Source organism: Kribbella sp. NPDC056861 (assembly GCF_040687575.1).
Lineage (GTDB): Bacteria > Actinomycetota > Actinomycetes > Propionibacteriales > Kribbellaceae > Kribbella.
Window position 1 is genome coordinate 371,251 of record NZ_JBFBNQ010000003.1, and the last position, 21,336, is coordinate 392,586.

The window sequence follows — 21,336 nt, forward strand, 5'->3', positions numbered from 1 at the left end:
CATCTCGTTACTGAGGGTGACGGGATTCAGTTCTCGGCGGGCGGTTTCCCGGTGGGAATGATGGCCAGCAGGGTGCTCACCTGGCGTGTGCCGACGGGGTGGCTGGTCGCGGTGCGGCCTCGGCGGTAGCGATTGATCAGGTCGGTGAGCTCCTGGTTCAACTGCTCGGTCTCGGCCTTGGTGAGCCACAACCGGCTGCGGTTCATGGAGCTGACGCTGTCCCAAGGGTCGTCACCGGGCATCTCCTCGAACTGCTCCAGCACCCGGTCGATGTTGCTGCGCATCATGGCCTGGCTGGCCAGCCGGCCGGCGCCGGTCGACTGTGACGAGATCACCAAGCTGGTGGCCGGCGCCTGCCAGGGGCGCTCGCGGCCGTCGGTCGAGGTGTCTGCCCGCTCGATGATGCCCCAGCGCGACAGCGCCCGCAGGTGATAGCTGGTCGCCGAGGGGGTCAGCCCGGCGATCTCGGCGCACTCGGTCGCGGTCAGCACCCGGCCGCTGTACAGCTCGTCGATGATCCGCTGCCGGGCGGGATGCGCCAGGGCGCGGATCGCTCGCGGGTCGGTCAGCACCACGCGCTTCTTCTTCGCGGCCACGACCGACAGCGTAGCGGGTCCCTTGACGCCTCGATATGTGAAGCACTAGCTTCACATATATGAAGCAACCACTTCACAGTTCACTCTGGTCGTACCGCGATGCGCGGCTGGTCCTGCCGGCCCGGGCGATCTCGTACGCCGGTGACTCGATCGCCCTGGTCGCGCTGATGCTGCGGGTCTCGGGCGACGCGGGCGACGACGAGCGCGCCGCGGCGGCGGCGATCACCGCGCTGCTGCTGGCCTTCGCCGTGCCGACGGTCGCGATGATCCCGTTCGCCGGCCGGATCGTGGACAGCTACGACTCCCGCCGGGTGCTGGTGTGGTCATCCCTGCTGCAGGTGGCCGCCGGGGTCGGGCTGGCCTTCTGCCATGGCTTGGCGGCGACGCTCGCGCTGGTCTGCGTGCTGCAGGTCGGCCAGGCGGTCGCCGGTCCGGCCTGGGCCGCGTTGATTCCACGCATCGTCGGCGACGGACTGGTCGGCCGCGCGACCGGAGTGAGCCAGGCCCTCATCGGTGTGGCGACGCTGGCCGGCTCCGCAGTGGGTGGCGTGCTCGTCGGCGCGTCCGGAGATCGCATCGCGCTGCTGGTCGACGCCTCGACGTTCCTGGGGCTCGCGGTGGTCGCCCGGCTGGTCAAGACCCGTCGTGCTCCGGCGCCAGGCGCGCCGAAGGAGAAGGGCGGCTTGTCTGCCGGGCTGCGCAGCCTCTTCGCCGACTCCATCCTGCAGGTGCTGGTGCCGGCCCTGTGGGTCTTCATCCTCGTCGCCGAGGCCGTCAACGTGGTCGAGGTCCGCCTGGTCACCAAGGAGTTCGGCCTCGACCCGAGCGGCTACGGCGCCATCCTGGCTGCTCAGGGCGCGGGTGCCATCGCCGGTGCTTGGTGCACGGGCAGGCTGAAGAGTGACCTGGTCCGCTCCCGATCGGTGCTGGTCGGTACTGCGCTCATCGGCGCCGCCTCCGTCCTGATGGGCCTGGCCGGCGCAGTGGTTCTGGTGGTGATCGGGGCGGTCGCAAGTGGCTTCGGCGGCGGCATGCTCAACGCGGCGACCAGCACTCTCGTGGTGACGCGCACTGAGGAGTCCTTGCGGGGCCGGGTGGTGGCCGCGCTGAGCGGTACGTCGCGGGCATGTTCGCTGGTGGCTCTACTACTGGGCGGCCTGGTCGGCTCGCTGCTGGGCCCGCGGGCGACCTTCGTGGTCGCAGGAGGCCTCGCCGTCCTGGCTGCCGCCGTCACGGGGGTCCTGCTGACCCGCAGGGGCGTAGTACGGACAAAGGATTCGTTGGTCGGGGTGGTCAGTCACTAGCCTTTGAGCCATGACTGAGCCACGTGAGAACCCGACGACCCCCGACAGCGGGCAGGACGACCTGCCCGAGCAGATCCGGGTACGCCGGGAGAAGCGTGATCGGCTGCTGGCCGAGGGGGTGCAGGCCTACCCGATCTCGGTGCCGCGGACGCACCTGCTGCGCGACCTGCGGGCGAAGTACGACGCGCAGGCGCTCGAGCCCGACACCAGGACCGGCGAGCAGGTCGCGGTGACCGGCCGGGTGATCTTCCAGCGCAACACCGGCAAGCTCTGCTTCGCCCAGCTGCGCGAGGGCGACGGCACCGAGCTGCAGGTGATGCTGTCGCTGGCCGAGGTCGGCGAGGAGGAGCTGGCCCGGTACAAGGCGCTGGTGGACATCGGCGACCTGCTGTCGGTCCAGGGTGAGGTGGTGACGAGCCGCCGCGGCGAGCTGTCCGTGCAGGCGACCGGCTGGCAGATGGCGGCCAAGACGCTGCGCCCGCTGCCGAACGAGCACAAGCCGCTGAACGAGGAGGCCCGGGTCCGGCTGCGGTACGTCGACCTGATCGTGCGCCAGGAGGCGCGCGAGATGGTCCGGACCAAGGCGGCGGTGCTGAAGTCGCTGCGCGCGACCTTCGACTCGCACGAGTTCATCGAGGTGGAGACGCCGGTCCTGCAGCTCACCAACGGCGGCGCGGCGGCCCGGCCGTTCTCCACCCACCTGAACGCTTTCGACCAGGAAATGAAGCTGCGGATCGCGCTCGAGCTGGATCTGAAGCGGGCGATGATCGGCGGGGTCGACCGGGTTTTCGAGATCGGCCGGACCTTCCGCAACGAGGGCCTGGACTCCACCCATGCGGCGGAATTCTCGATGATCGAGTCGTATCAGGCCTATGGTGATTACGATTCCATAGCCGACGTGACCGAGCAGCTGATCCGGAACGCGGCCAAGGCGGTCGGCCGCAGTGTGGTCACCGCGCGCGACGGTTCGCAGATCGACCTGGACCTGCCGTGGCGGCACGCGACGCTATTCGAGCTGGTCTCCGAAGCGGTCGGCGAGACCGTCGACGCGGGCACCGACACGGCCCGGCTGCGCAAGATCGCCGAACAGCACGAGGTCGAGTTGCAGCCGGCCTGGAATGCCGGCGAGATCGCACTGGAGATCTACGAGAAGCTGGTCGAGCACACCCTGATCCAGCCGACCTATGTTCGTGACTATCCGGAGTCGGTCCGGCCGCTGGCCAAGCCGCACCGCGAAATTCCGGGCCTGGTCGAGGCCTGGGACCTGATCATCAACGGGGTCGAGCTCGGCACCGGCTACTCGGAGCTGAACGACCCGGTGATCCAGCGCGATCGCCTGGTGGCACAGTCGTTGCTGGCCGCGGCCGGCGACCCCGAGGCGATGGAGCTGGACGAGGATTTCCTCCGCGCGATGGAGTTCGGCATGCCGCCGGCCGGCGGGATGGGGATGGGATTGGATCGGCTGGTGATGTTGTTCACCGGGGCCGGGATCCGGGAGACGATTCTGTTCCCGCTGCTGCGTCCGGAGTGACGAACTCCGAATCCGAAAGGCGGGCCCGGGAGCCGTTGCATAGCACAACCAACGGTCAAATCCATTCCCGGGTCCGATTCTTTCCACCGAGCCGGTGGGTGAGTGGGATGAATACCCATCGTCACGACGGATGCGCTGCGTTGGCCGGGCCGGAGGTTTTAGTCACATCTTTACGAGCCATTCCGCCTGTTGAATGACAACTTACCGGTTTGTGCTGTACAAATCAGTAACAAGTTTTTCGGCAGGGGGATTGTGCCCGGTGACGGGCGCGGAAAGGACTGTCATCGATGGCGCAAAGGGTTCAGGTGGTTCTCGAGGACGATCTCGACGGCGGTAAGGCCGACGAGACCGTGACCTTCGGGCTGGACGGTTCGACGTACGAGATCGATCTGTCCAAGAAGAACGCCGCCAAGCTGCGGGACGCTTTGGCCGGGTACGTCGGCGCCGGGCGCCGGGTCTCCGGGCGTCGTGGCGGTGCGGCCGGACGGGCCCGCGGCCGGGGCCGGTCGGCGACCGACTCCGCGGACATCCGCGCGTGGGCCAAGGACAACGGCTACGAGGTCAGCGAGCGGGGCCGCATCTCGGCCGAGGTCCGCGCTGCCTACAACGACGCGAAGTAGTAGTTTTCCGGACTTGCCGGTCCCGGTGCCCCTGCGGCGCCGGGACCGTCCGCATTCCGGCCATTTCACACTGTGGACACAGGCCGGCGGGTCGGTTCGAGCAGGTGCCTGATCGGGCAGCCAAACGAACAAATTCGCTGGTGGCGAACATCTGGCGCGCCGGGAACACCGCGGGGTTGAGCGCGGTTGTTCCCTTGTGATCCCCACCAAGTGGCCGTCCGAGAGGTCGTCGCTTGTTCGCTGAGAGCGAGCCTGTCGGTACCGGGGACTAGCATGCAGGTGCGGGGGTCGGCCCACACGGCACGTCCGACTCCTCTGAGGCAAGGAGCGCTTTGGCGATGTTTGAACGATTTACGGACCGCGCCCGTCGGGTAGTCGTCCTGGCTCAGGAAGAGGCCAGGATGCTCAGCCACAACTACATCGGGACCGAGCACATCCTGCTCGGCCTGATCCACGAGGGTGAGGGTGTCGCCGCCAAGGCTCTGGAGAGCCTTGGTATCTCGCTGGAGGCTGTCCGTTCTCAGGTCGAGGAAATCATCGGCCAGGGACAGCAAGCTCCGAGTGGGCACATCCCGTTCACCCCTCGCGCCAAGAAGGTACTGGAGCTCTCCCTGCGTGAGGCCCTGCAGTTGGGCCACAACTACATCGGCACCGAGCACATCCTGCTCGGCCTCATCCGCGAGGGTGAGGGTGTCGCCGCGCAGGTCCTGGTCAAGCTCGGAGCGGACCTGAACAAGGTCCGGCAGCAGGTCATCCAGCTGCTTTCGGGATACCAGGGCAAGGAGACGGCGACAGCCGGAGCCGGGACCACCGAAGGTGCCCCGAGCAGCTCGCTCGTGCTCGACCAGTTCGGCCGGAACCTCACCCAGGCCGCCCGTGAGTCCAAGCTCGACCCGGTGATCGGGCGCGAGAAGGAGATCGAGCGGGTCATGCAGGTGCTGTCCCGGCGGACCAAGAACAACCCGGTCCTGATCGGTGAGCCGGGCGTCGGCAAGACCGCGATCGTCGAGGGCCTGGCCCAGGCGATCGTGCGTGGCGACGTGCCCGAGACCCTGAAGGACAAGCAGATCTACACCCTCGACCTCGGCGCGCTGGTGGCCGGGTCGCGGTACCGCGGTGACTTCGAGGAGCGGCTGAAGAAGGTCCTCAAGGAGATCCGCACCCGCGGCGACATCGTGCTGTTCATCGACGAGATCCACACCCTGGTGGGTGCGGGTGCCGCCGAGGGCGCGATCGACGCGGCCAGCATCCTGAAGCCGATGCTGGCCCGTGGCGAGCTGCAGACCATCGGCGCCACCACTCTCGACGAGTACCGCAAGTACGTCGAGAAGGACGCCGCGCTGGAGCGTCGTTTCCAGCCGATCCAGGTGGCCGAGCCCTCGATCGCGCACACGATCGAGATCCTCAAGGGTCTGCGGGACCGCTACGAGGCCCACCACCGGGTCACCATCACCGACCCGGCGCTGGTCGCCGCGGCCCAGATGGCCGACCGGTACATCTCCGACCGGTTCCTGCCGGACAAGGCGATCGACCTGATCGACGAGGCCGGTTCCCGGTTGCGGATCCGCCGGATGACCGCTCCGCCGGACCTGCGCGAGTTCGACGAGAAGATCGCGAACGTGCGCCGGGAGAAGGAGTCGGCGATCGACGCCCAGGACTTCGAGCGCGCAGCCTCTCTTCGCGACGACGAGAAGAAGCTGATCAACGCGAAGGCCGAGCGGGAGAAGCAGTGGAAGGCCGGCGACATGGACGTCGTCGCCGAGGTGGACGAGGAGCTGATCGCCGAGGTGCTCAGCACCGCGACCGGTATCCCCGTCTTCCAGCTGACCGAGGAGGAGTCCTCGCGACTGCTCAAGATGGAGGAGGAGCTGGCCAAGCGCTACATCGGCCAGACCGACGCCGTCAAGGCGCTGTCCCGGTCGATCCGGCGGACCCGTGCGGGTCTGAAGGACCCGCGCCGGCCGAGCGGCTCGTTCATCTTCGCCGGCCCGTCCGGTGTCGGTAAGACCGAGCTGTCCAAGGCGCTGACCGAGTTCCTGTTCGGTGACGAGAAGTCGCTGATCAGCCTCGACATGTCGGAGTACTCCGAGAAGCACACGGCGTCCCGGCTGTTCGGTTCGCCTCCCGGATACGTCGGCTACGAAGAGGGCGGGCAGCTGACCGAGAAGGTCCGCCGCAAGCCGTTCAGCGTGGTGCTGTTCGACGAGGTCGAGAAGGCCCACCCGGACATCTTCAACTCGCTGCTGCAGATCCTGGACGAGGGTCGGCTGACCGACGCCCAGGGCCGGGTGGTGGACTTCAAGAACACCATCATCATCATGACCACGAACCTCGGTACCCGCGACATCGCGAAGGCGGTGAGCCTGGGCTTCAGCCAGGCCAACGACGCGCCGGGCTCGTACGACAAGATGAAGGCGAAGGTGACGGACGAGCTCAAGCAGCACTTCCGTCCCGAGTTCCTGAACCGCGTCGACGAGATCGTGGTCTTCCATCAGCACGGCAAGGAAGAGATCGTCAAGATCGTCGACCTGATGGTGGCCCAGGTGGAGGAGCGCCTGAAGGACAAGGACATGGGCATCGAGCTCACCCCGGCGGCGAAGGCTCTGGTCGCCGAGCGTGGCTTCGACCCGGTCCTGGGTGCTCGCCCGCTGCGTCGCGCGCTGCAGCGTGACGTGGAGGACGCCCTGGCGGAGAAGATCCTGTTCGGTGAACTGCGCTCCGGTCAGATCGTGCTCGTAGACGTGGCCCCGCCGGGCACCGTCAGCGAGGACGGCGTGACGGAGTACTTCACCTTCACCGGGACCGAGAAGGCTACTGCGGCCGACCCGGACCTGGAGCTGACCGAGATCGCCGGTGGCGGCGCCTCGGGTATTCAGGACACCTGAGTCATCCAGTAACAGCCGAAGGGCCCCGCGGACAGTGCGTCCGCGGGGCCCTTCGTCGTTGGGGGGGAGCGGGTGTTAGCGGGGGTGGGAGCGTGTGCTGGGGCGGCGGCTTCGGCGGAGGCGGGTCTGGGCGGCTTCCAGAGCTTCTGGCGTGGGGGGCACGGCGTGGGTGCGCGTAGCGAGCAGGTGGGCTGCTGTGGCCAGCAGCCAGCTCAGGCCGATGATCATGGCGAAGGTGGGTCCTGGGCCTGGCCAGGTGTCGCTGAGCGGAGACAGGTCGCGGGTCTGCCAGCAGCCTGCGACGAAGACGACGGTGATGACTCCGGAGACGCCCGAGGCAGCCTGGGAGGTCAGGCCGACAGGCAGGGCCAGGGCGAGGCCGGTGGCGATCAGACCGGCCGCCCAGGTGAGGGCGAGAGCGGGTTGGGTCTCGATGCCCAACTGCCAGACGGAGAGACCGAGCCGGCGGCTGTAGGTCCACGGCAGCAGCAGCGTCACCCCGGTACCGATCGCCGTGAGCAGCATCGCCAACGCGAACCAGCGGTGCTGGCGAACCGCCAACTCGCGCTCCAGGCCGGCCAGCTTCAGCGGCAGCTCCTCATCGGGAGGCAGCGCCGTCACCGCGGATCCAGCCGGACAGTATCGTTGCCTAAGGCAAAGAAAAGCGAGCTCCCGATGACGGTGACCTGGTCGGCCGCCTGCGGGACACCCTGCGCCGGGCCGGCAATCGTGGTGATCCGCCCAGGCGCTTCGACCCGCACCAGATGGCTGCCGTCGTACCCCCAGAGCTTTCCGTCCGGCCCGGCGAACCACTCGCCGTCCGTCGTCAACTGACTCGGCGCGACACCGACCGACGAGATCGGCCAGCCACTGGGGGAGCCGCCGAACAACGGCGTCCGCCGCCCGTCCCGGCCCACCAGCACGAGTCGCTCATCGAGCACCATCGCCACCTCTCCAGACCCCAGTTGCGCCAGCCCGTTGGGTCGCAACGCGCCGTCGACCTTCATCCGGCTGACCTGCGCGCCCGGCCCGTACAAGTTGTAGAGATCGTCGCCGATCGCGCTGACCAGCCGATCGCCTGCTGCCGCCGCGTACTCACCCCGCTGATTCGGCAACCCCGGCTGTGGGTCCGCCACGGCCTTGGCAACGCCGCCGACCAAATGGACCGCAACCTCGTTGGCAGTCTTGCCTTGCCCGTTAGTAGTCCACCAGACGCCGCCCAGGCCGTCCGGAGCCCAGGTGTGAGCCGCATTAGGCAGCCGCACCTGCACCAGCCGTCCACGCGCATCCAGCCCCAGTTGCCGCCCAGTGCCGGCCGCTTCCTTCCCCGGCGGATCCACCGCGGGCACCTCCGCCACCACACTCACCCTGTACTGCGTACTCCCAGCCGCCGGCTTCCGGCGATCGCACCGAGCCTCCGGTTCGGGTGCAGCCGGGTACGACGCCGCGGCCTCCGCAGCGCCCGTGATCTCGAGGATCTGGTCGCCACCTCCAGGCGATGTTCCCAGCAAGACGGACCCGTCCGGCCGAGCCTCGATGCTGTCCACCCCAGCCGCCCCGCCCGGCAGCCGACGCAGTACGCCGTCCGGCGTGATGACTGCGGTGGGGGAGCCGCCGCCAAGCCACAGGTTGCCGCGTACGTCGACAGCGAAGGCGTCGACCGTCAGGGACGAGCTAGCGGCGTCTCTGCTCAGCTCGCAGCCGGCAGGAGCGACTCCAGTGAGTTGCTGTGCCTTGGAGCCGGGCCGGAGCATCGCCAGCCCGGTGTTGCTGGTTCGCCAGGCAGCGGTGCCGTCAGGCCCGGTCGAGACCGCGTTGCCGGGGGCGCCGGGTCCGGGGTCGACCACGTAGCTCTTGAGGTCCAGGCCGGCCCGTAGGCGATCGGCTGGGATCTGCCAGGTCGTGGTGCCTCCCCAGATGACCACCGACCTGTCGGCGTTGCGATGCGTCAGCGCCGAGCCTTTGCCGGTGGCGAGGACAGTCACGTCGGGCGTCACGTAGTACGAGCCGTCGGGGTTCTTGTGGCTCAGGCTGACATCAGCGGTCACCAGGGTCAGCGGGATCGCGAGGATCGCCCATGGCCGGTTGCCGGCTCCACCGGCCAGTACGACCATCCTGTTGTTCTCCACGCCGAGCAGGGCGGGCGGTGTCACGCCATGGCTCAAGGTGACTCGGGGGAACGCCACCCCATCGCGGTACTCGAACAGCGTCGAGCTTTCCGAGCCAGTGCGGCCGAGTAGCCACTGGCCCGGCGTACCGTCCAAGGTGCCGGCGATGGAGTCCAGTGGGTCCGACGTACCGATTGCGACGCGCATGCCGAGGCGGTCGACCAGTTGCCCACCTTGCAGTTCCAGCAGCCGATGCGGGACCCCGGCAACCACCACAGCCCTGTACTCCGGTGCTGCCGCGGCAGGTGCCAACAGTCCTGCTCCCAGGCCGACCGTTGCCGCAAGCAAGACCACCAGCAACCGCTGCCCGCGAGCAGCCACTCCCAAGCCGAACAGGGCTACACCGAGAGCCAATGCGAGCCAGGCGCCGATTCCAGCCCGGTAACCCACCCCATCAATCAATTGATCGGGCAATTGGACCAGTGTGGTGAGCACGCCGCCGATCGCGAGAGCGCCGGCCAGCACTGCCAGCGGGCGCAGTACAGCAAACGAACGACTGATGGCGGCGCAGACAACAGCAACGGCGGCGATCGCGAGCAGCACGGCCCACGTCCGGGCGTACGGGATCTCCCAGAGTTGGACCCGGACCAGACCCGCTTCGGCGCCGGCCGGACCGAGGGCGACCGGGTCGAGGAGTTCGCGCCAGGGGAGGACTGTCGACAGGAGGAGCAAGGTCGCCAGTGAGCCGGCCAGTACGGGCACCGCAACCGGCCTCCGGAGGGCCGGGGAGGTGGCGAAAGCGGTCAGCTCGACGAAGACTGCTCGCAATTCGGACTGATCGAGAATTTCTTCGGACGAATTTTCCGGGTCTTCCGGGGGTGCTGCGAACAGCGGCGCCGGGGTTGTCAGGCGGGTCGCCCAGTGGGTCGCGACCACTGTCGCCAACCCGCCGCACAGGACGAAACCGATCACAGCGGGTGAGGTCGCGCAGCCTGATCGGCCCTGCCAGGCAAGGCCGACGCATGCGGTGGCGACCACCACCAGGACCGCCGCGGCACCCCAGGTGCGGACCTGCCGGCGAAGCCCGATTCTGTCCGCAGACAGGCGATCCGCGAGCACCAGCGCGACCAGGGTGAGGGACAGCGCGAGGGCCGCGCCGCGACCACTGACAGGTTGGGTGGTCGCACGCCAGAGGTAACAGCCTGTGCTTGCGCTGCCCGGCAGCAACAGGGCCACCGCGGAGCCCACAGAGAGACACGCGAGGGTTACACCTTGCCACTGGGTTCGTCGTAAGGTCCTTCGGTGTCCGAGCTGCTCGGTCCGCAGCAGGGCCGCCGCGGCCTTCGATTCGGTGGGAAGATCGCGCAACGGCATGAACTGAAGTTAACCCGACCGCCGTTCTCGCTCGTTGTAGCTACGTGACCACGGCTTTGGGACCCGGACTGTCGGAGAGGGGGCCGGAGATGGAATCATCTCGTCGCATGGACGCACCGCGTCTGCCGCTGACCCAGGAACCGGTCCCTGACGCCGGTTCCTTTGGCGTGCGGCAAGCGGGCGGCGTGCTGGAGCGGGCGCAGCGGATCGCGGACACCTTGCGCGAGCAAGCGGAGTACGAGAACGACACCGCGCTGGAGGAAGCCGAGCGGGTCCGGGTCGCCACCGCGAAGCAGCAGGCCGAGGTCGAGCAGCAGGTGCAGGAACTGCGCGCGACCGCCGAGCGCGAGACGCAGAAGCTGCGCGCGGACGCTGAGCAGGAGACGCAGAAGCTCCGCGCGGACGCCGAGCAGGAGACGCAGAAGCTGCGGGCCGACGCGGAGCAGGAGTCACAGAAGCTCCGCGATGACGCCGAGCGAGAGACGCAGGAGCTGCGCGCCGAGGCCGAGCAGAAGGCGCAGCAACTGCGCGCCGACGCGAGCGCTTCGGCCCAGCGACTGCTGAGCGACGCCGAGCGGGCCGCCGAGCAACTGCGGACCGAGTCGGAGGCCGAGGCCGAGCGGGTCCGCTCCGAGGCGCAGGCTGAGGCCGAGCGGCTGGAGCTCGAGTCCACCACCGCCGCGGAGAAGCTGCGCGCCGACTCGACCGCCGCGGCCGAGCGGCTGCACGCCGGCTCGACCGAGACCGCTGAGCAGTTGCGCGCCGAGTCGACCACCGAGGCCGAGCGAGTCCGCACCGAGGCGACCACCGAAGCTGAGCGGGTCCGCACGGAGGCGATTGCCGAGGCAGAGCGAGTCCGTACCGAGGCGAACGAAGAGGCCGAGCGCGTCCGCAGTGAGGCGCAGGCGGCAGCCGAGCGGCTGACCACTGAATCGACCGAGACGGCTGAGCGGCTGCGGGTCGAGTCGACCACCGAGGCCGAACGGGTCCGCACGGAGGCGATCGCCGAGGCCGAGAAGGTTCGCAGCGAAGCGGAGACTGCGGCGGAGCGGCTGAAGGTCGAGTCCGAGAGTGCCGCCGAGGAGTTGCGCAGTACGGTCGCGGCCGAGGTCGCCAAGCGGCGCGAAGAGGCCGAGGCGGCGGCGGAGAAGCTGCGCGCCGACTCCCACGCGGCCGCCGACAAGCTGCGTGAGGAGTCGCAGGCAGCAGCCGACCGCAGGCTGGCCGCGGCCGAGGCAGAGGCCGTCACGCTGAAGGAAGAGGCCGACGAGATCGTCGAGGAGGCCCGGCAGTCCCGCGAGAACGCGGCGGCCGCCGTGGAGCGGGCCAGTCGCGAGGCCCAGCAGCTCGTCGCCGACGCCGGTGAGCAGGCCGCGCTCGTCTCGCAGGCAGCAGTGCGCAACGAGGCCGAGCTGATCGCCCGGGCCGAGTCCGAGGCGATCGAGCTGCGGACCACCGTCGAGCGAGAAGCCGACGCCGCGCGGGAGAAGTCGCGCGCCCAGATCGCCGCCGCCCACGCCGAGATCGAGCGGCTGCGCGGCGAGAACCGGACCGAGCTGGAGCGCCGGACCGCCGAGCTGGAGGAGACCGAGCGCGCCAAGCTGGCCGCCATCTCGCTGGAGATCGACAAGCTGCGCTCGGCCGCGGTCGACGAGATCAACCAGCAGAAGGCCGAGGCCGAGCAGGCCAACGAGCGATTGATGGCCGATGCCCGCGCGCAGGCCAAACTGGTGGTCGACAGCATCGAGGCGGATCGCCGTACTGCGTCCGCCGAGGCGCAGCGGATCGTCGAGGATGCCAACAAGGCCGCCGAGACCGCGCTCGCCGAGGCCGAGAAGCAGACCGCGTGGAGCAAGAAGACGGTCGACGAGCTGGTCTCCACCGCCGAGCAGGAAGCCCGCGGCATCCGCGACCGGGCCGCGATGGACGTCGCCGAGCTGACCCGGCACAAGCGCGCGCACCTGCGCAAGGTGGTCAGCCGCACGACCAGCCGGCTCAAGGAGACGCAGGCCGCGATCGCCAAGGAGAACGCGGAGCTGACCGCGCTGGCCGAGACGACGCTCTCGTCGGCCAACGCGCAGGCCGAGGCGACCCTGGCATCGGTCACCCAGCAGGCCGAGAAGGTGACCGCGCAGGCGCAGGCCAAGGTGGACCGGCTCAAGGCCAACGCCGAGATCGAGGCCAAGGAGATCATCACCCGGGCCACCCGCCGTGAGTCCGAGGCCCAGGCCAGCACCCAGGTACTGCGTGAGCAGGCCGCCAACGATCTGGCCAACGCGCAGCGCCAGTCGCACGAGCTGATCCGCAAGGCCCGCGCCGAGGCGCAGGGCCTCGAAGCGCAGGCCCGGGAGCACTCGGACGAACTGCGCGCGCAAGCCCGTAAACTTCTCGCCGACGCCGAGGCGAGGGTCGCGGCGCTGAACCAGCGCCGTGACGAGATCACCAAGGAGCTCACCCAGCTTTCGGGTGTGATCGAGGCACTCGCTATCCCTGGGTTCCACGCAGGTGGTGGAATGTCCGGTAGCGAGGGTTCCACGGGGGAATCAGGATGAGGACGTGACAGTCAGATCCTTGTCAGTGACAATGTGTGATCCACCCACCCACCGAAGTGAGCATCAGAAGACATGAGCAGTGAATCCCCAACCCCGTTCCGCACCGTTCTGCGTGGCTACGAGCCTGCCCAGGTGGACCAGCACGTTCGTGAGCTGACCACCTCGCTGACCGCACTGCAGCAGCAGTCGGAGCAGCTGCAGCGCCACGTCCAGGAGCTGCAGTCCCGGACGGACGCGGCCGAGTCGGCCGTGATCACCGCCCAGGAGGACAACAAGGACCGCACGCCGACCTTCACCGAGTTCGGTGAGCGGGTCGCCAAGATCCTGTCGCTGGCCGACGACGAGGCCCGTGACCTGGTCACCCGCGCCCGTACCGACGCCGACGCGATCGTCGCCGACGCCGACGTGCACGCCAAGAAGGTCCGCAAGGAGGCCGAGCAGTACTCCCTGGACTGGAAGAGCGAGGTCGACGCGGAGGCGGCCCGCATTCTCGAAGAGGCTCGCACCCAGGCCGACGACATGCGCGACGAGGCCGAGCGGGACGCCACCGCGCGCCGCAGCGAGGCCCAGGCCCTGTACGAGCAGGAGCGCGCCAAGTCCGCTCAGGCGGCGGCTGCCTTCGAGACCACGCTGGCCGAGCGCCGGGGCAAGGTCGAGCAGGAGTTCGCGGCGCGGACCGCGCTGGCCGAGCAGCAGCTGGCGGCGGTCACCGACCGTGCGGCCCAGGTGCAGCGCGAAGCCGACCGGTCCCGTTCCGAGGCGGAGCGCCTGGCCCAGCAGCAGCTGGCCGACGCCAACCGTCAGGCGCAGGAGATCGTCGCGGCCGCGAAGGACAAGTCGGAGCGGATCCGCGCCGAGTCCGAGCGTGAGCTGGCCGCCGCGACCCAGCGTCGCGACAGCATCAACGCGCAGCTGACCAACGTTCGCCAGATGCTGGCCACGTTGTCCGGCAGCCCGGCGATGCCGCTGGACCTGCTCACCGACGACGCCGACGAGGCGACCGCGAACAGCAGCAAGAAGAACTGAGCTCCACCCGCTGAGGCCGGCCCGACTCCGGGCCGGCCCCCAGCAGTTTCTGGCGGGATCAGGCCGGCAGGCGGTAGTGACCGTCCGCGACCGGGTCCACCAGACCGTCGGCCACCAAACCGTCAAGGGCACGTTCACGCTGCACTTGTTCAGGCCAGCAGGCATCGAGTTCGCTCTTCGCGACCGGGCCGTGGGCGGCCCGCAGTACGGCGAGTAGCCGGCCTCGCACTTGCCGGTCCGTGCCTTCGTAGGTCTGCCCCTTGCGGGGCGGACCGTCGTACGGCGGACTGCCGGCCAGCACCCATGCGCACTGGCTACTGATCGGGCAATCGGAGCAGCGCGGGCTGCGAGCCGTGCAGACGAGTGCGCCCAGCTCCATCGTCGCCACAGCCCAGCGAGCCGCAGTGGACTCGTCGTCAGGCAGTGCGGAGACAGCAAGCCGCAGGTCGGCGGCAGTGGGCGAGATAGTCGGCTGAGCCGTCCCAGTGAGCGCCCGGGCGAAGACTCTCCGCACGTTGGTGTCCACCACCGCGTGCCGCTGCCCGTAGGCGAACGATGCGATCGCAGCCGCCGTGTAGGTCCCTACTCCCGGCAGTGCGAGTAGTGCCGCGTGATCATCCGGTACTACGCCGCCGTGCTGCTCCACGATCGCCTTGGCCGCCGCATGCAGCCGCAGCGCCCGCCGTGGGTACCCCAGCCGGTCCCAGGCCCTCACCGCCTCGCCTGGCGCCTCCGCGGCCAGGTCGCCCGGTTTGGGCCACCGCCGCATCCAGGCCTCGTACGCCGGCAGCACCCGCGCGACCGGTGTCTGCTGCAGCATGAACTCGCTGACCATCACCGCCCAGGCGCCGGCGGCCGGGTCGCGCCAGGGCAGCGTGCGCGCGTTGGCGGCGTACCAGTCGAGAACGGGCCGGTGCAGGGCGGCTGCGGGACCGGTGGTGGGCCTGGTCGTCGGCCCAGTGGTGGGCACGGTTGCGGGCGCTGATCGGCGGGGGAGCGGCGAGTCTGACATGTCGAGCACAATCCTGACACTAAGGTTCGAACATGAGCAGCCTGCTCCGACCGGTCGGGCATCTGCCTCCCAGTGTGTACTGGGTCCGGCGGGCACTCGTCCTCGTCGTGTTCCTGGCGCTGGTGTTCGTGCTGATCCGGGTGATCGGCGGCGGCAGCGATCCGAAGAACTCCGCGGCCTCGGGGCCGGACCAGGATCCTTCCACCGCGCCGAGCGTCGTGCCGACCTCGACGCCCACTCCCGGTGGCAAGACCGCCGGGAAGACCTCCAAGGCCTCCGAGACGCCCAAGTCGAGCGAGACGCCCAAGGACGTGAAGTGCAAGGGTGGCGACGTCAGCATCGAGGTGGTGCCGGTCAGCCGGACGCTCGCCTCGGGCAACTCGCTCAACCTGGTGCTCCAGCTGAGCGCCGTCCGCGACGGCTGCAAGGCCGCGGTCGATCCGTCCGAGCTGTCCCTGACCGTCACCTCGGGCACCGACCAGATCTGGTCCACCGAGGACTGTGAGAAGGCGATCCCGCGGGCCACCCTGGTCCTTGCCAAGGGCAAGCAATCGACCGCGGTGATCACCTGGAACGGCCGCCGCTCCCGGCCGGGCTGCCTGCCCGGACAGCTACAGGCCAAGCCCGGAACCTACGTGGTCAAGGCGGTCTACGACGGACGCGCCTCGACCCCGCAGGCTTTCACGATCGTCTAGCTCTTCGCGGCGGCCTCGGTCGGCGCAGGCTGATCCATGAAGTTCGGCTTGCTGAACAGCAATGCCGCAACGACGCCGAGCAGCAGTACTGCGGCCGGCAGGATCATCGACTGTGCCATCGAGTCACTGAAGCCCTGCTGCAAAGCCTCGGGTAGTTTGCCCGCGCCGCCCTCGGCCGCCATCCCCTGCATCTGCGGCAGGTTGGTGGCCAGCCGCGACTCCATCAGTACCGCGATGCCCGCGCTGCCCAGTACTGCGCCGACCTGGCGAGTGGTGTTGTAGACACCCGCACCTGCCCCGGCCTGGTGCATCGGCAGGTTCCTGGTCGCAGTACTGCCCAGTGGTGCCCACATGAAGCCGTTGGCGACACCGAGCAACGAGATCGGCAGCAGCAGCTGCCAGATCGGTACCGTCGGTTCGATCACCTGACTGAGCCAGAACAGTGACACCGAACAGCAGAGCAGTCCGAAGCCCGCGAGGTAGCGCGGGTGGGACTTGTCGGTGAGGCGTCCCACGAGCGGCGCGAGCAGGCCGGAGATCAGTGCCATCGGCACCAGCAGCAAGGCCGACCTGGTCGGGCTGAGACCGCGGACGCTTTGCGCGTACAGCATCAGCGGGAAGGTCATCGCGGTGATCGCGAAGCCGACCGTGGTGATCGCCGTGTTCGCCAGCGAGAAGTTGCGGTCCTTGAACAACGACAAGGGCAGCAGCGGCTCGCCCTTGTTCTTCGCCTGCCAGAACAGGAACGCCGCGATCACCAGCAGGCCGACGATGATGAGCCGCCAGACCGTGATCGGTCCGGTGATCTGACCCCAGTCGTGCTTCTGGCCCTCCTGGATGCCGAACACCAGGCAGAACAGGCCGATCGACGACAGTGCGACCCCGAGCAGGTCGAACTTGTGCGACTGGGTCGGCAGGTCCGGCACCAGCCGCCAGGCCAGCACGAAGCCGAGCACGCCGACCGGCGCGTTGATGAAGAAGATCCACTGCCAGCCGAGGCCGTCGACCAGCACGCCGCCGAGGATCGGGCCGACCAGGGTGGCGACTCCGGCGGTCGCGCCCCACAGACTCATCGCCTTGCCGCGCTGGTTCGGCGGGAAGATCCGGGTGATCACGGCCATCGTCTGCGGCGTCATCATCGAGGCGCCGAAGCCCTGGAAGATCCGGGCGACGATCAGCATCCCGATCGAGTCCGTCAGACCGCACCAGACCGACGCGATGGTGAACACGGTCAGGCCGGCCAGGTAGAGCTTCTTCGGGCCGACCCGGTCACCGAGCCGGCCGGTGATCAGCAGCGGTACGGCGTACGCGAGCAGGTAGGCGCTGGTCACCCAGACCACGTTGCCGACGTCGGTGTGCAGGTCGGTCAGGATCGACGGCGTCGCCACCGACACGATGGTCGAGTCGACCAGGATCATGAAGAAGCCGAGTACCAGTGCCCAGAGCGCCGGCCACGGCCGGACCTCCGGGGTCGCCGGCGGCTTCACTTGCGGTGTTGCCATGAAAGGTCCTTGCTCTCGATCCGTTGGAGAAGGGTGGTCAGCCAGTCGCGTTCGGCGATCAGCATCACCCGGTTGAAGTCGGCGGCCAGCCAGAACGGCTCCGGTACCCGCCGCCCGGTCACGTCAGCCACCGTCGCGTCGAGTTCGGCGACCTGCAGGTCGAGTTCGCTCAGCCGGCGGCGGAACCGCTCCGCCGCGTCGGCCGGCTCGAGGTTGTGCGCTTCGCTCAAGACGACCGGGAACAGCGGGTACTCGTACTCGTAGCTCTCGATTCCGGTCTGGACGCGGTGTTCCAGCGCCCGTTTGCCGGCCTCGGTGACCTCGTACGTCGTCCGCTCGGGGCGGTTGCCGGCCCGTTCGGTGCCGGTCGCGCGGACCAACTCTTGCCCGGCCAGCCGCTCGACCGTGTGGTACAGCGATCCGGGCCTGACCTTGAGCAGCCGGTCGTTGCGGCGCTGCAGCAGCAGTTGGTACATCTCGTACGCGTGCATCTGCCGCTCGTTCAGCAGCGCGAGCACCGCGATCGCCAGGGGCGTCAGCTCCGCCAAGGTGTTCCACTCCGACTATTCCGTACGAACTATTCCACCTGGAGTATTACTCGGGGACGGCCGGATCGGCAACCTGCACAACAACGCGGCGCCGGCTGAGAGCTCAGCCGGCGCCGCGTTCGGAGTACGGGGTGGTGGGTCAGACGTAGCGCTCGAGGATGCTCGACTCGGCCAGCCGGGACAGGCCCTCGCGGACGGTCCGGGCCCGGTTCTCGCCGACACCGTCGACGGTCTGCAGGTCGTCGATGCTCGCCGCGAGCAGCTTCTGCAGGTGGCCGAAGTGCTCGATCAGCCGGTCGATGACGGCGCCGGGCAGGCGCGGCACCTTGGCCAGCAGACGGTAGCCGCGCGGGGTGACGGCCGCGTCCAGCTGCTCGGCGCCACCGAGCTGCAGGGCGCGGGCGACCTGGCCGATGTCCAGCAGGTCGGTCGGGCTGACGGCGTCGAGTTCCAGCAGGACGTCGTCGGCGCTCTTCGGGCGGCGCCCGGCGGCCGGCGGCAGGTAGTCGCGGACGACGAGCTCGCGCTCGCCGGCGACCCCGGCCACCAGTTCGTTGAGCTGCAGGGTGAGCAGCCGGCCGTCGGTGCCGAGCTCGACGACGTACCCGTCGATCTCGGTCGCGATCCGGCGGACCATCTCCAGCCGCTGGGCCACCGCCGCGACGTCGCGGACCGTCACCAGGTCCTCGATCTCCAGCGCGGACAGCGTGCCGGACACCTCGTCGAGACGCAGCTTGTAGCGCTCGAGGGTGGCCAGCGCCTGGTTCGCGCGGGACAGGATGGCGCCGGAGTCCTCCAGCACGTAGCGCTGGTCGTCGACGTACAGGGCGATGATGTGCATGGACTGCGACACCGAGATGACCGGGAAGCCGGTCTGCCGGGCGACCCGGTCGGCGGTGCGGTGCCGGGTGCCGGTCTCCTCGGTGTGGATCGACGGGTCCGGCATCAGGTGCACGGCGGCGCGCAGCATCCGGGACATGTCGCGGTCGAGGATGATCGCGCCGTCCATCTTGCTGAGCTCGCGCAGACCGGTGGCGGTGAACTCCACCTCGATCTCGAACCCACCGGTCGAGATGGAGTCGACCACCTTGTCCTGTCCGAGGACCAGCAGGGCGCCGGTGCGGCCCCGCAGGATTCGTTCCAGGCCTTCACGCAGCTCGGTACCAGGCGCCACCGCGGCGAGCGTCGCACGCATCCGGGCGTTGGTGCTGTTCTTGTCGGAATTCGGGGCCACGGTCCCTGAGTCTATGCGGCTCGGACCGCCGCCGTGACCGACCCACCGGCTTTGCGGCCCGCCGGCCGGCCGCGATTCGCCGCCGGTTGCAAACGCACGTGCATCCCATCGTGCAGCCGCCCGTGCACCTTCGAATTGAGCGTCAAACCGCGACCCGCCGGGCCTGGACGCCGATCCCGAGCAGCACCAGCCACAGCGCGATCACCAATCCGATAACAGCTGACCAACTGTCGTCGTACCGCGTGTCGCCGCTGGTGTGGTCGTCGAGTGCGAGTGGCAACGTGGCCAGAACGACCAGCAAACCGGTGCCCGCACCGGCCAGCGAGGTCCAGCGTTGCGGTGGCCAGGCGACAGCGAGCACCAGCGCGGCGACGTACAGGATCAGGATCGGTAGTTGGCTGGTGTAGAGGTCCAGGCCGGTCCGGTAGAGGTGCTCCTGGGTGATCCCGCCTGGTCCGGAGCGGATCACCCTGCGCTCCGTCCAGCCGGCCCCGAGCAACACGAACAGCCCGACCGCCGTCGAGTACGCCGCGCTGCGGTAGATCGCCAGCCGCACCGACCCGCCCGGCGAGTGCAGCTGGTACCGCGTCTCCAACTCGAACTGACTCATGCGGCAAGGTTGGCAGCTTCAGGGGCTACCCGCCCGGCTTCGCGCCGCACTACGGGCAGCGGATGATCTGCCCGGCGTAGGACAGGCCGCCGCCGAAGCCGAACAGCAGGACCGGGGCGCCGGCCGGGATCTCGCGGCGCTCGACCAGCTTGGACAGCGCGATCGGGATGCTGGCGGCCGAGGTGTTGCCCGACTCGACCACGTCGCGGGCGATCACCGCGTTGACCGCGCCGAGGCGCTTGGCCAGCGGCTCGATGATCCGCAGGTTGGCCTGGTGCAGGACGACGCCGCCGAGCTCGTCCGGCGTCACGCCGCCCTTCTCGCAGACCTGCCGGGCGATCACCGGGAGCTGGGTGGTGGTCCAGCGGAAGACGCTCTGGCCCTCCTGGGCGAACTTGCCGTCGCGGCCCTCGATCCGGACCGCGTCCGACATCTCCGGCACCGAGCCCCAGACGACCGGGCCGATCTCCGGCTCGTCGCTGGCGACCAGGATGGCCGCGCCGGCGCCGTCGCCGATCAGCACGCAGGTGGTCCGGTCGGTCCAGTCGGTGAAGTCGCTGAGCTTCTCGACCCCGATCACCAGCGCCTTGGAGGCGGCGCCGGCGCGGATCGCGTGGTCGGCGGTCGCGAGCGCGTGGCTGAAGCCGGAGCAGGCGGTGTTCACGTCGAGCGCGGCCGGGCTGCCCAGGCCGAGCCGGGCGGCGACCCGGGCGGCGATGTTCGGCGACCGGTCCAGCGCCGTACAGGTGGCGACGACGACCATGTCGATCTCGGCAATGTCGAGGCCGGAGTTCGCGATCGCCTTCTCGGCGGCCCGCCAGGCCATCTCGTCGACCTGCTCGTCCGGCGCCGCGATCCGGCGCTCCTTGATCCCGACCCGGCTCTGGATCCACTCGTCGTTGGTCTCGACCATGGTGGACAGCTCGGCGTTGGTGAGCACCCGCTCGGGCTGGTAGTGCCCGAGGGCGACAACTTTGGAACCGGTCATCTTCAGGTGCTCCTGCGGTCGGGGGTGCGACCTGGGTCGGGAGGTCGCGCTTCGGGGGCGGATCAAGAGTACGTTCCGGCGTACCGGTCAGTAGACCCCCGTCTCATCCCGTGTCCCGGAGCCGATGTCAAAGCGCCGATGGCGGCTCCGACCAGGGGGTGACAGTCAGCCGGAACGCAGCCACCCAGGAGCTCTCATGCGCAAGATCGTGCACTACGTCCACATCTCGATCGACGGCTTCGTCGAGGGCCCGAACGGCGAGTTCGACTGGCCGGTGATGAGCACCGAACTGTCCGACTTCAGCCTCGCGCTGACCGAGCGGGCCGACACCTTCCTCTACGGCCGGGTGGTCTGGGAGATGATGTCGAGCTACTGGCCGCAGGCGGAGTCGCACTCGGACCACCCCCACGACCTGGCCTTCGCGCCGGTCTGGCGGGAGACCGCGAAGGTCGTCGTCTCGTCCACCTTGGAGGCGGCCGACTGGAACACCACGGTCCTCAACTCGGCCGAGTCCCTGGCCGCCCTCAAGCAGCAAGACGGCGGCGACATTCTGCTGACCGGTGGCGCCGGCTTAGCCGCGTCCCTGGAGGACCTCGGCCTCCTGGACGAATGGCACATCGTCGTCCACCCGCTCACCCTCGGCGGCGGCAAACGCCTCTTCACCGAAGGCACCCCACGCCGAACCGCCACCCTGCTCGAGTCCCGCTCCCTCGACAACCGAGTAGCCCACCTCCACCACAGCCTGCTTTAA

17 protein-coding genes are annotated in these 21,336 nt (G+C 69.0%); 8 read left to right on the top strand and 9 right to left on the bottom strand.

The window, feature by feature from the left end:
* Positions 1–26: 26 nt before the first annotated feature.
* Positions 27–596 (bottom strand): winged helix-turn-helix domain-containing protein, encoded by a 570-nt coding sequence (locus tag AB0P21_RS15545; protein WP_363697124.1) that lies wholly within the window; start codon positions 594–596, stop codon positions 27–29.
* Between the two features lie 59 nt (positions 597–655).
* Here AB0P21_RS15545 and AB0P21_RS15550 point away from each other — a divergent pair, with 59 nt between their 5' ends.
* The 4 genes from AB0P21_RS15550 (at position 656) to AB0P21_RS15565 (ending at position 6,936) form a co-directional block, all read left to right on the top strand.
* On the top strand, positions 656–1,900 hold the full coding sequence (locus tag AB0P21_RS15550; RefSeq protein WP_363697125.1) for an MFS transporter: 1,245 nt from the start codon (positions 656–658) through the stop codon (positions 1,898–1,900).
* A gap of 10 nt (positions 1,901–1,910) precedes the next feature.
* Positions 1,911–3,431 (top strand): lysine--tRNA ligase, encoded by a 1,521-nt coding sequence (gene lysS / locus AB0P21_RS15555; protein WP_363697126.1) that lies wholly within the window; start codon positions 1,911–1,913, stop codon positions 3,429–3,431.
* Between the two features lie 287 nt (positions 3,432–3,718).
* Positions 3,719–4,051 (top strand): Lsr2 family protein, encoded by a 333-nt coding sequence (locus AB0P21_RS15560; RefSeq protein ID WP_363697127.1) that lies wholly within the window; start codon positions 3,719–3,721, stop codon positions 4,049–4,051.
* A gap of 338 nt (positions 4,052–4,389) precedes the next feature.
* Positions 4,390–6,936, top strand: coding sequence for an ATP-dependent Clp protease ATP-binding subunit (locus AB0P21_RS15565; protein ID WP_363697129.1), 2,547 nt, complete (start codon positions 4,390–4,392; stop codon positions 6,934–6,936).
* A gap of 75 nt (positions 6,937–7,011) precedes the next feature.
* Here AB0P21_RS15565 and AB0P21_RS15570 read toward each other — a convergent pair whose 3' ends face one another.
* Both AB0P21_RS15570 and AB0P21_RS15575 read right to left on the bottom strand, forming a co-directional pair.
* Complete coding sequence (locus tag AB0P21_RS15570; protein WP_363697131.1) at positions 7,012–7,557, bottom strand: hypothetical protein; 546 nt, start codon at positions 7,555–7,557, stop codon at positions 7,012–7,014.
* The gene (locus AB0P21_RS15575) at positions 7,554–10,280 is read right to left on the bottom strand and encodes a hypothetical protein (protein WP_363697132.1); all 2,727 of its coding nucleotides are present in this window, start codon (positions 10,278–10,280) and stop codon (positions 7,554–7,556) included. The genes AB0P21_RS15570 and AB0P21_RS15575 overlap by 4 nt, the downstream gene beginning before the upstream one ends.
* Positions 10,281–10,525: 245 nt before the next feature.
* On the opposite strand from AB0P21_RS15575, the gene AB0P21_RS15580 reads away from it, so the two are divergent.
* Both AB0P21_RS15580 and AB0P21_RS15585 read left to right on the top strand, forming a co-directional pair.
* The gene (locus AB0P21_RS15580) at positions 10,526–12,970 is read left to right on the top strand and encodes a kinetoplast-associated-like protein (RefSeq protein ID WP_363697133.1); all 2,445 of its coding nucleotides are present in this window, start codon (positions 10,526–10,528) and stop codon (positions 12,968–12,970) included.
* Positions 12,971–13,042: 72 nt separating this feature from the next.
* On the top strand, positions 13,043–13,996 hold the full coding sequence (locus AB0P21_RS15585; RefSeq protein ID WP_270135943.1) for a DivIVA domain-containing protein: 954 nt from the start codon (positions 13,043–13,045) through the stop codon (positions 13,994–13,996).
* 58 nt (positions 13,997–14,054) lie between these two features.
* Here AB0P21_RS15585 and AB0P21_RS15590 read toward each other — a convergent pair whose 3' ends face one another.
* The gene (locus tag AB0P21_RS15590) at positions 14,055–14,966 is read right to left on the bottom strand and encodes an A/G-specific adenine glycosylase (RefSeq protein ID WP_363697134.1); all 912 of its coding nucleotides are present in this window, start codon (positions 14,964–14,966) and stop codon (positions 14,055–14,057) included.
* A 74-nt stretch (positions 14,967–15,040) separates the two neighbouring features.
* Here AB0P21_RS15590 and AB0P21_RS15595 point away from each other — a divergent pair, with 74 nt between their 5' ends.
* Positions 15,041–15,703 (top strand): hypothetical protein, encoded by a 663-nt coding sequence (locus AB0P21_RS15595; protein ID WP_363697135.1) that lies wholly within the window; start codon positions 15,041–15,043, stop codon positions 15,701–15,703.
* Here AB0P21_RS15595 and AB0P21_RS15600 read toward each other — a convergent pair.
* The 5 genes from AB0P21_RS15600 to AB0P21_RS15620 form a co-directional block, all read right to left on the bottom strand.
* Positions 15,700–17,205: a DHA2 family efflux MFS transporter permease subunit gene (locus AB0P21_RS15600; protein ID WP_363697137.1), complete on the bottom strand. Its 1,506-nt coding sequence runs from the start codon at positions 17,203–17,205 to the stop codon at positions 15,700–15,702. The two genes, AB0P21_RS15595 and AB0P21_RS15600, sit on opposite strands and share 4 nt — an antisense overlap.
* On the bottom strand, positions 17,187–17,753 hold the full coding sequence (locus AB0P21_RS15605) for a helix-turn-helix transcriptional regulator (protein ID WP_363697139.1): 567 nt from the start codon (positions 17,751–17,753) through the stop codon (positions 17,187–17,189). Before AB0P21_RS15605 ends, AB0P21_RS15600 begins: the two co-directional genes overlap by 19 nt.
* Positions 17,754–17,892: 139 nt before the next feature.
* Complete coding sequence (gene disA / locus AB0P21_RS15610) at positions 17,893–18,987, bottom strand: DNA integrity scanning diadenylate cyclase DisA (RefSeq protein WP_363697140.1); 1,095 nt, start codon at positions 18,985–18,987, stop codon at positions 17,893–17,895.
* A gap of 142 nt (positions 18,988–19,129) precedes the next feature.
* Complete coding sequence (locus AB0P21_RS15615; RefSeq protein WP_363697142.1) at positions 19,130–19,597, bottom strand: hypothetical protein; 468 nt, start codon at positions 19,595–19,597, stop codon at positions 19,130–19,132.
* 49 nt (positions 19,598–19,646) lie between these two features.
* Entirely contained in the window at positions 19,647–20,585 is a 939-nt protein-coding gene (locus tag AB0P21_RS15620) for a beta-ketoacyl-ACP synthase III (RefSeq protein WP_363697144.1), read from the bottom strand.
* A 196-nt stretch (positions 20,586–20,781) separates the two neighbouring features.
* Between AB0P21_RS15620 and AB0P21_RS15625 the strand changes: the two genes are divergently transcribed.
* Positions 20,782–21,336, top strand: coding sequence for a dihydrofolate reductase family protein (locus tag AB0P21_RS15625; protein WP_363697146.1), 555 nt, complete (start codon positions 20,782–20,784; stop codon positions 21,334–21,336).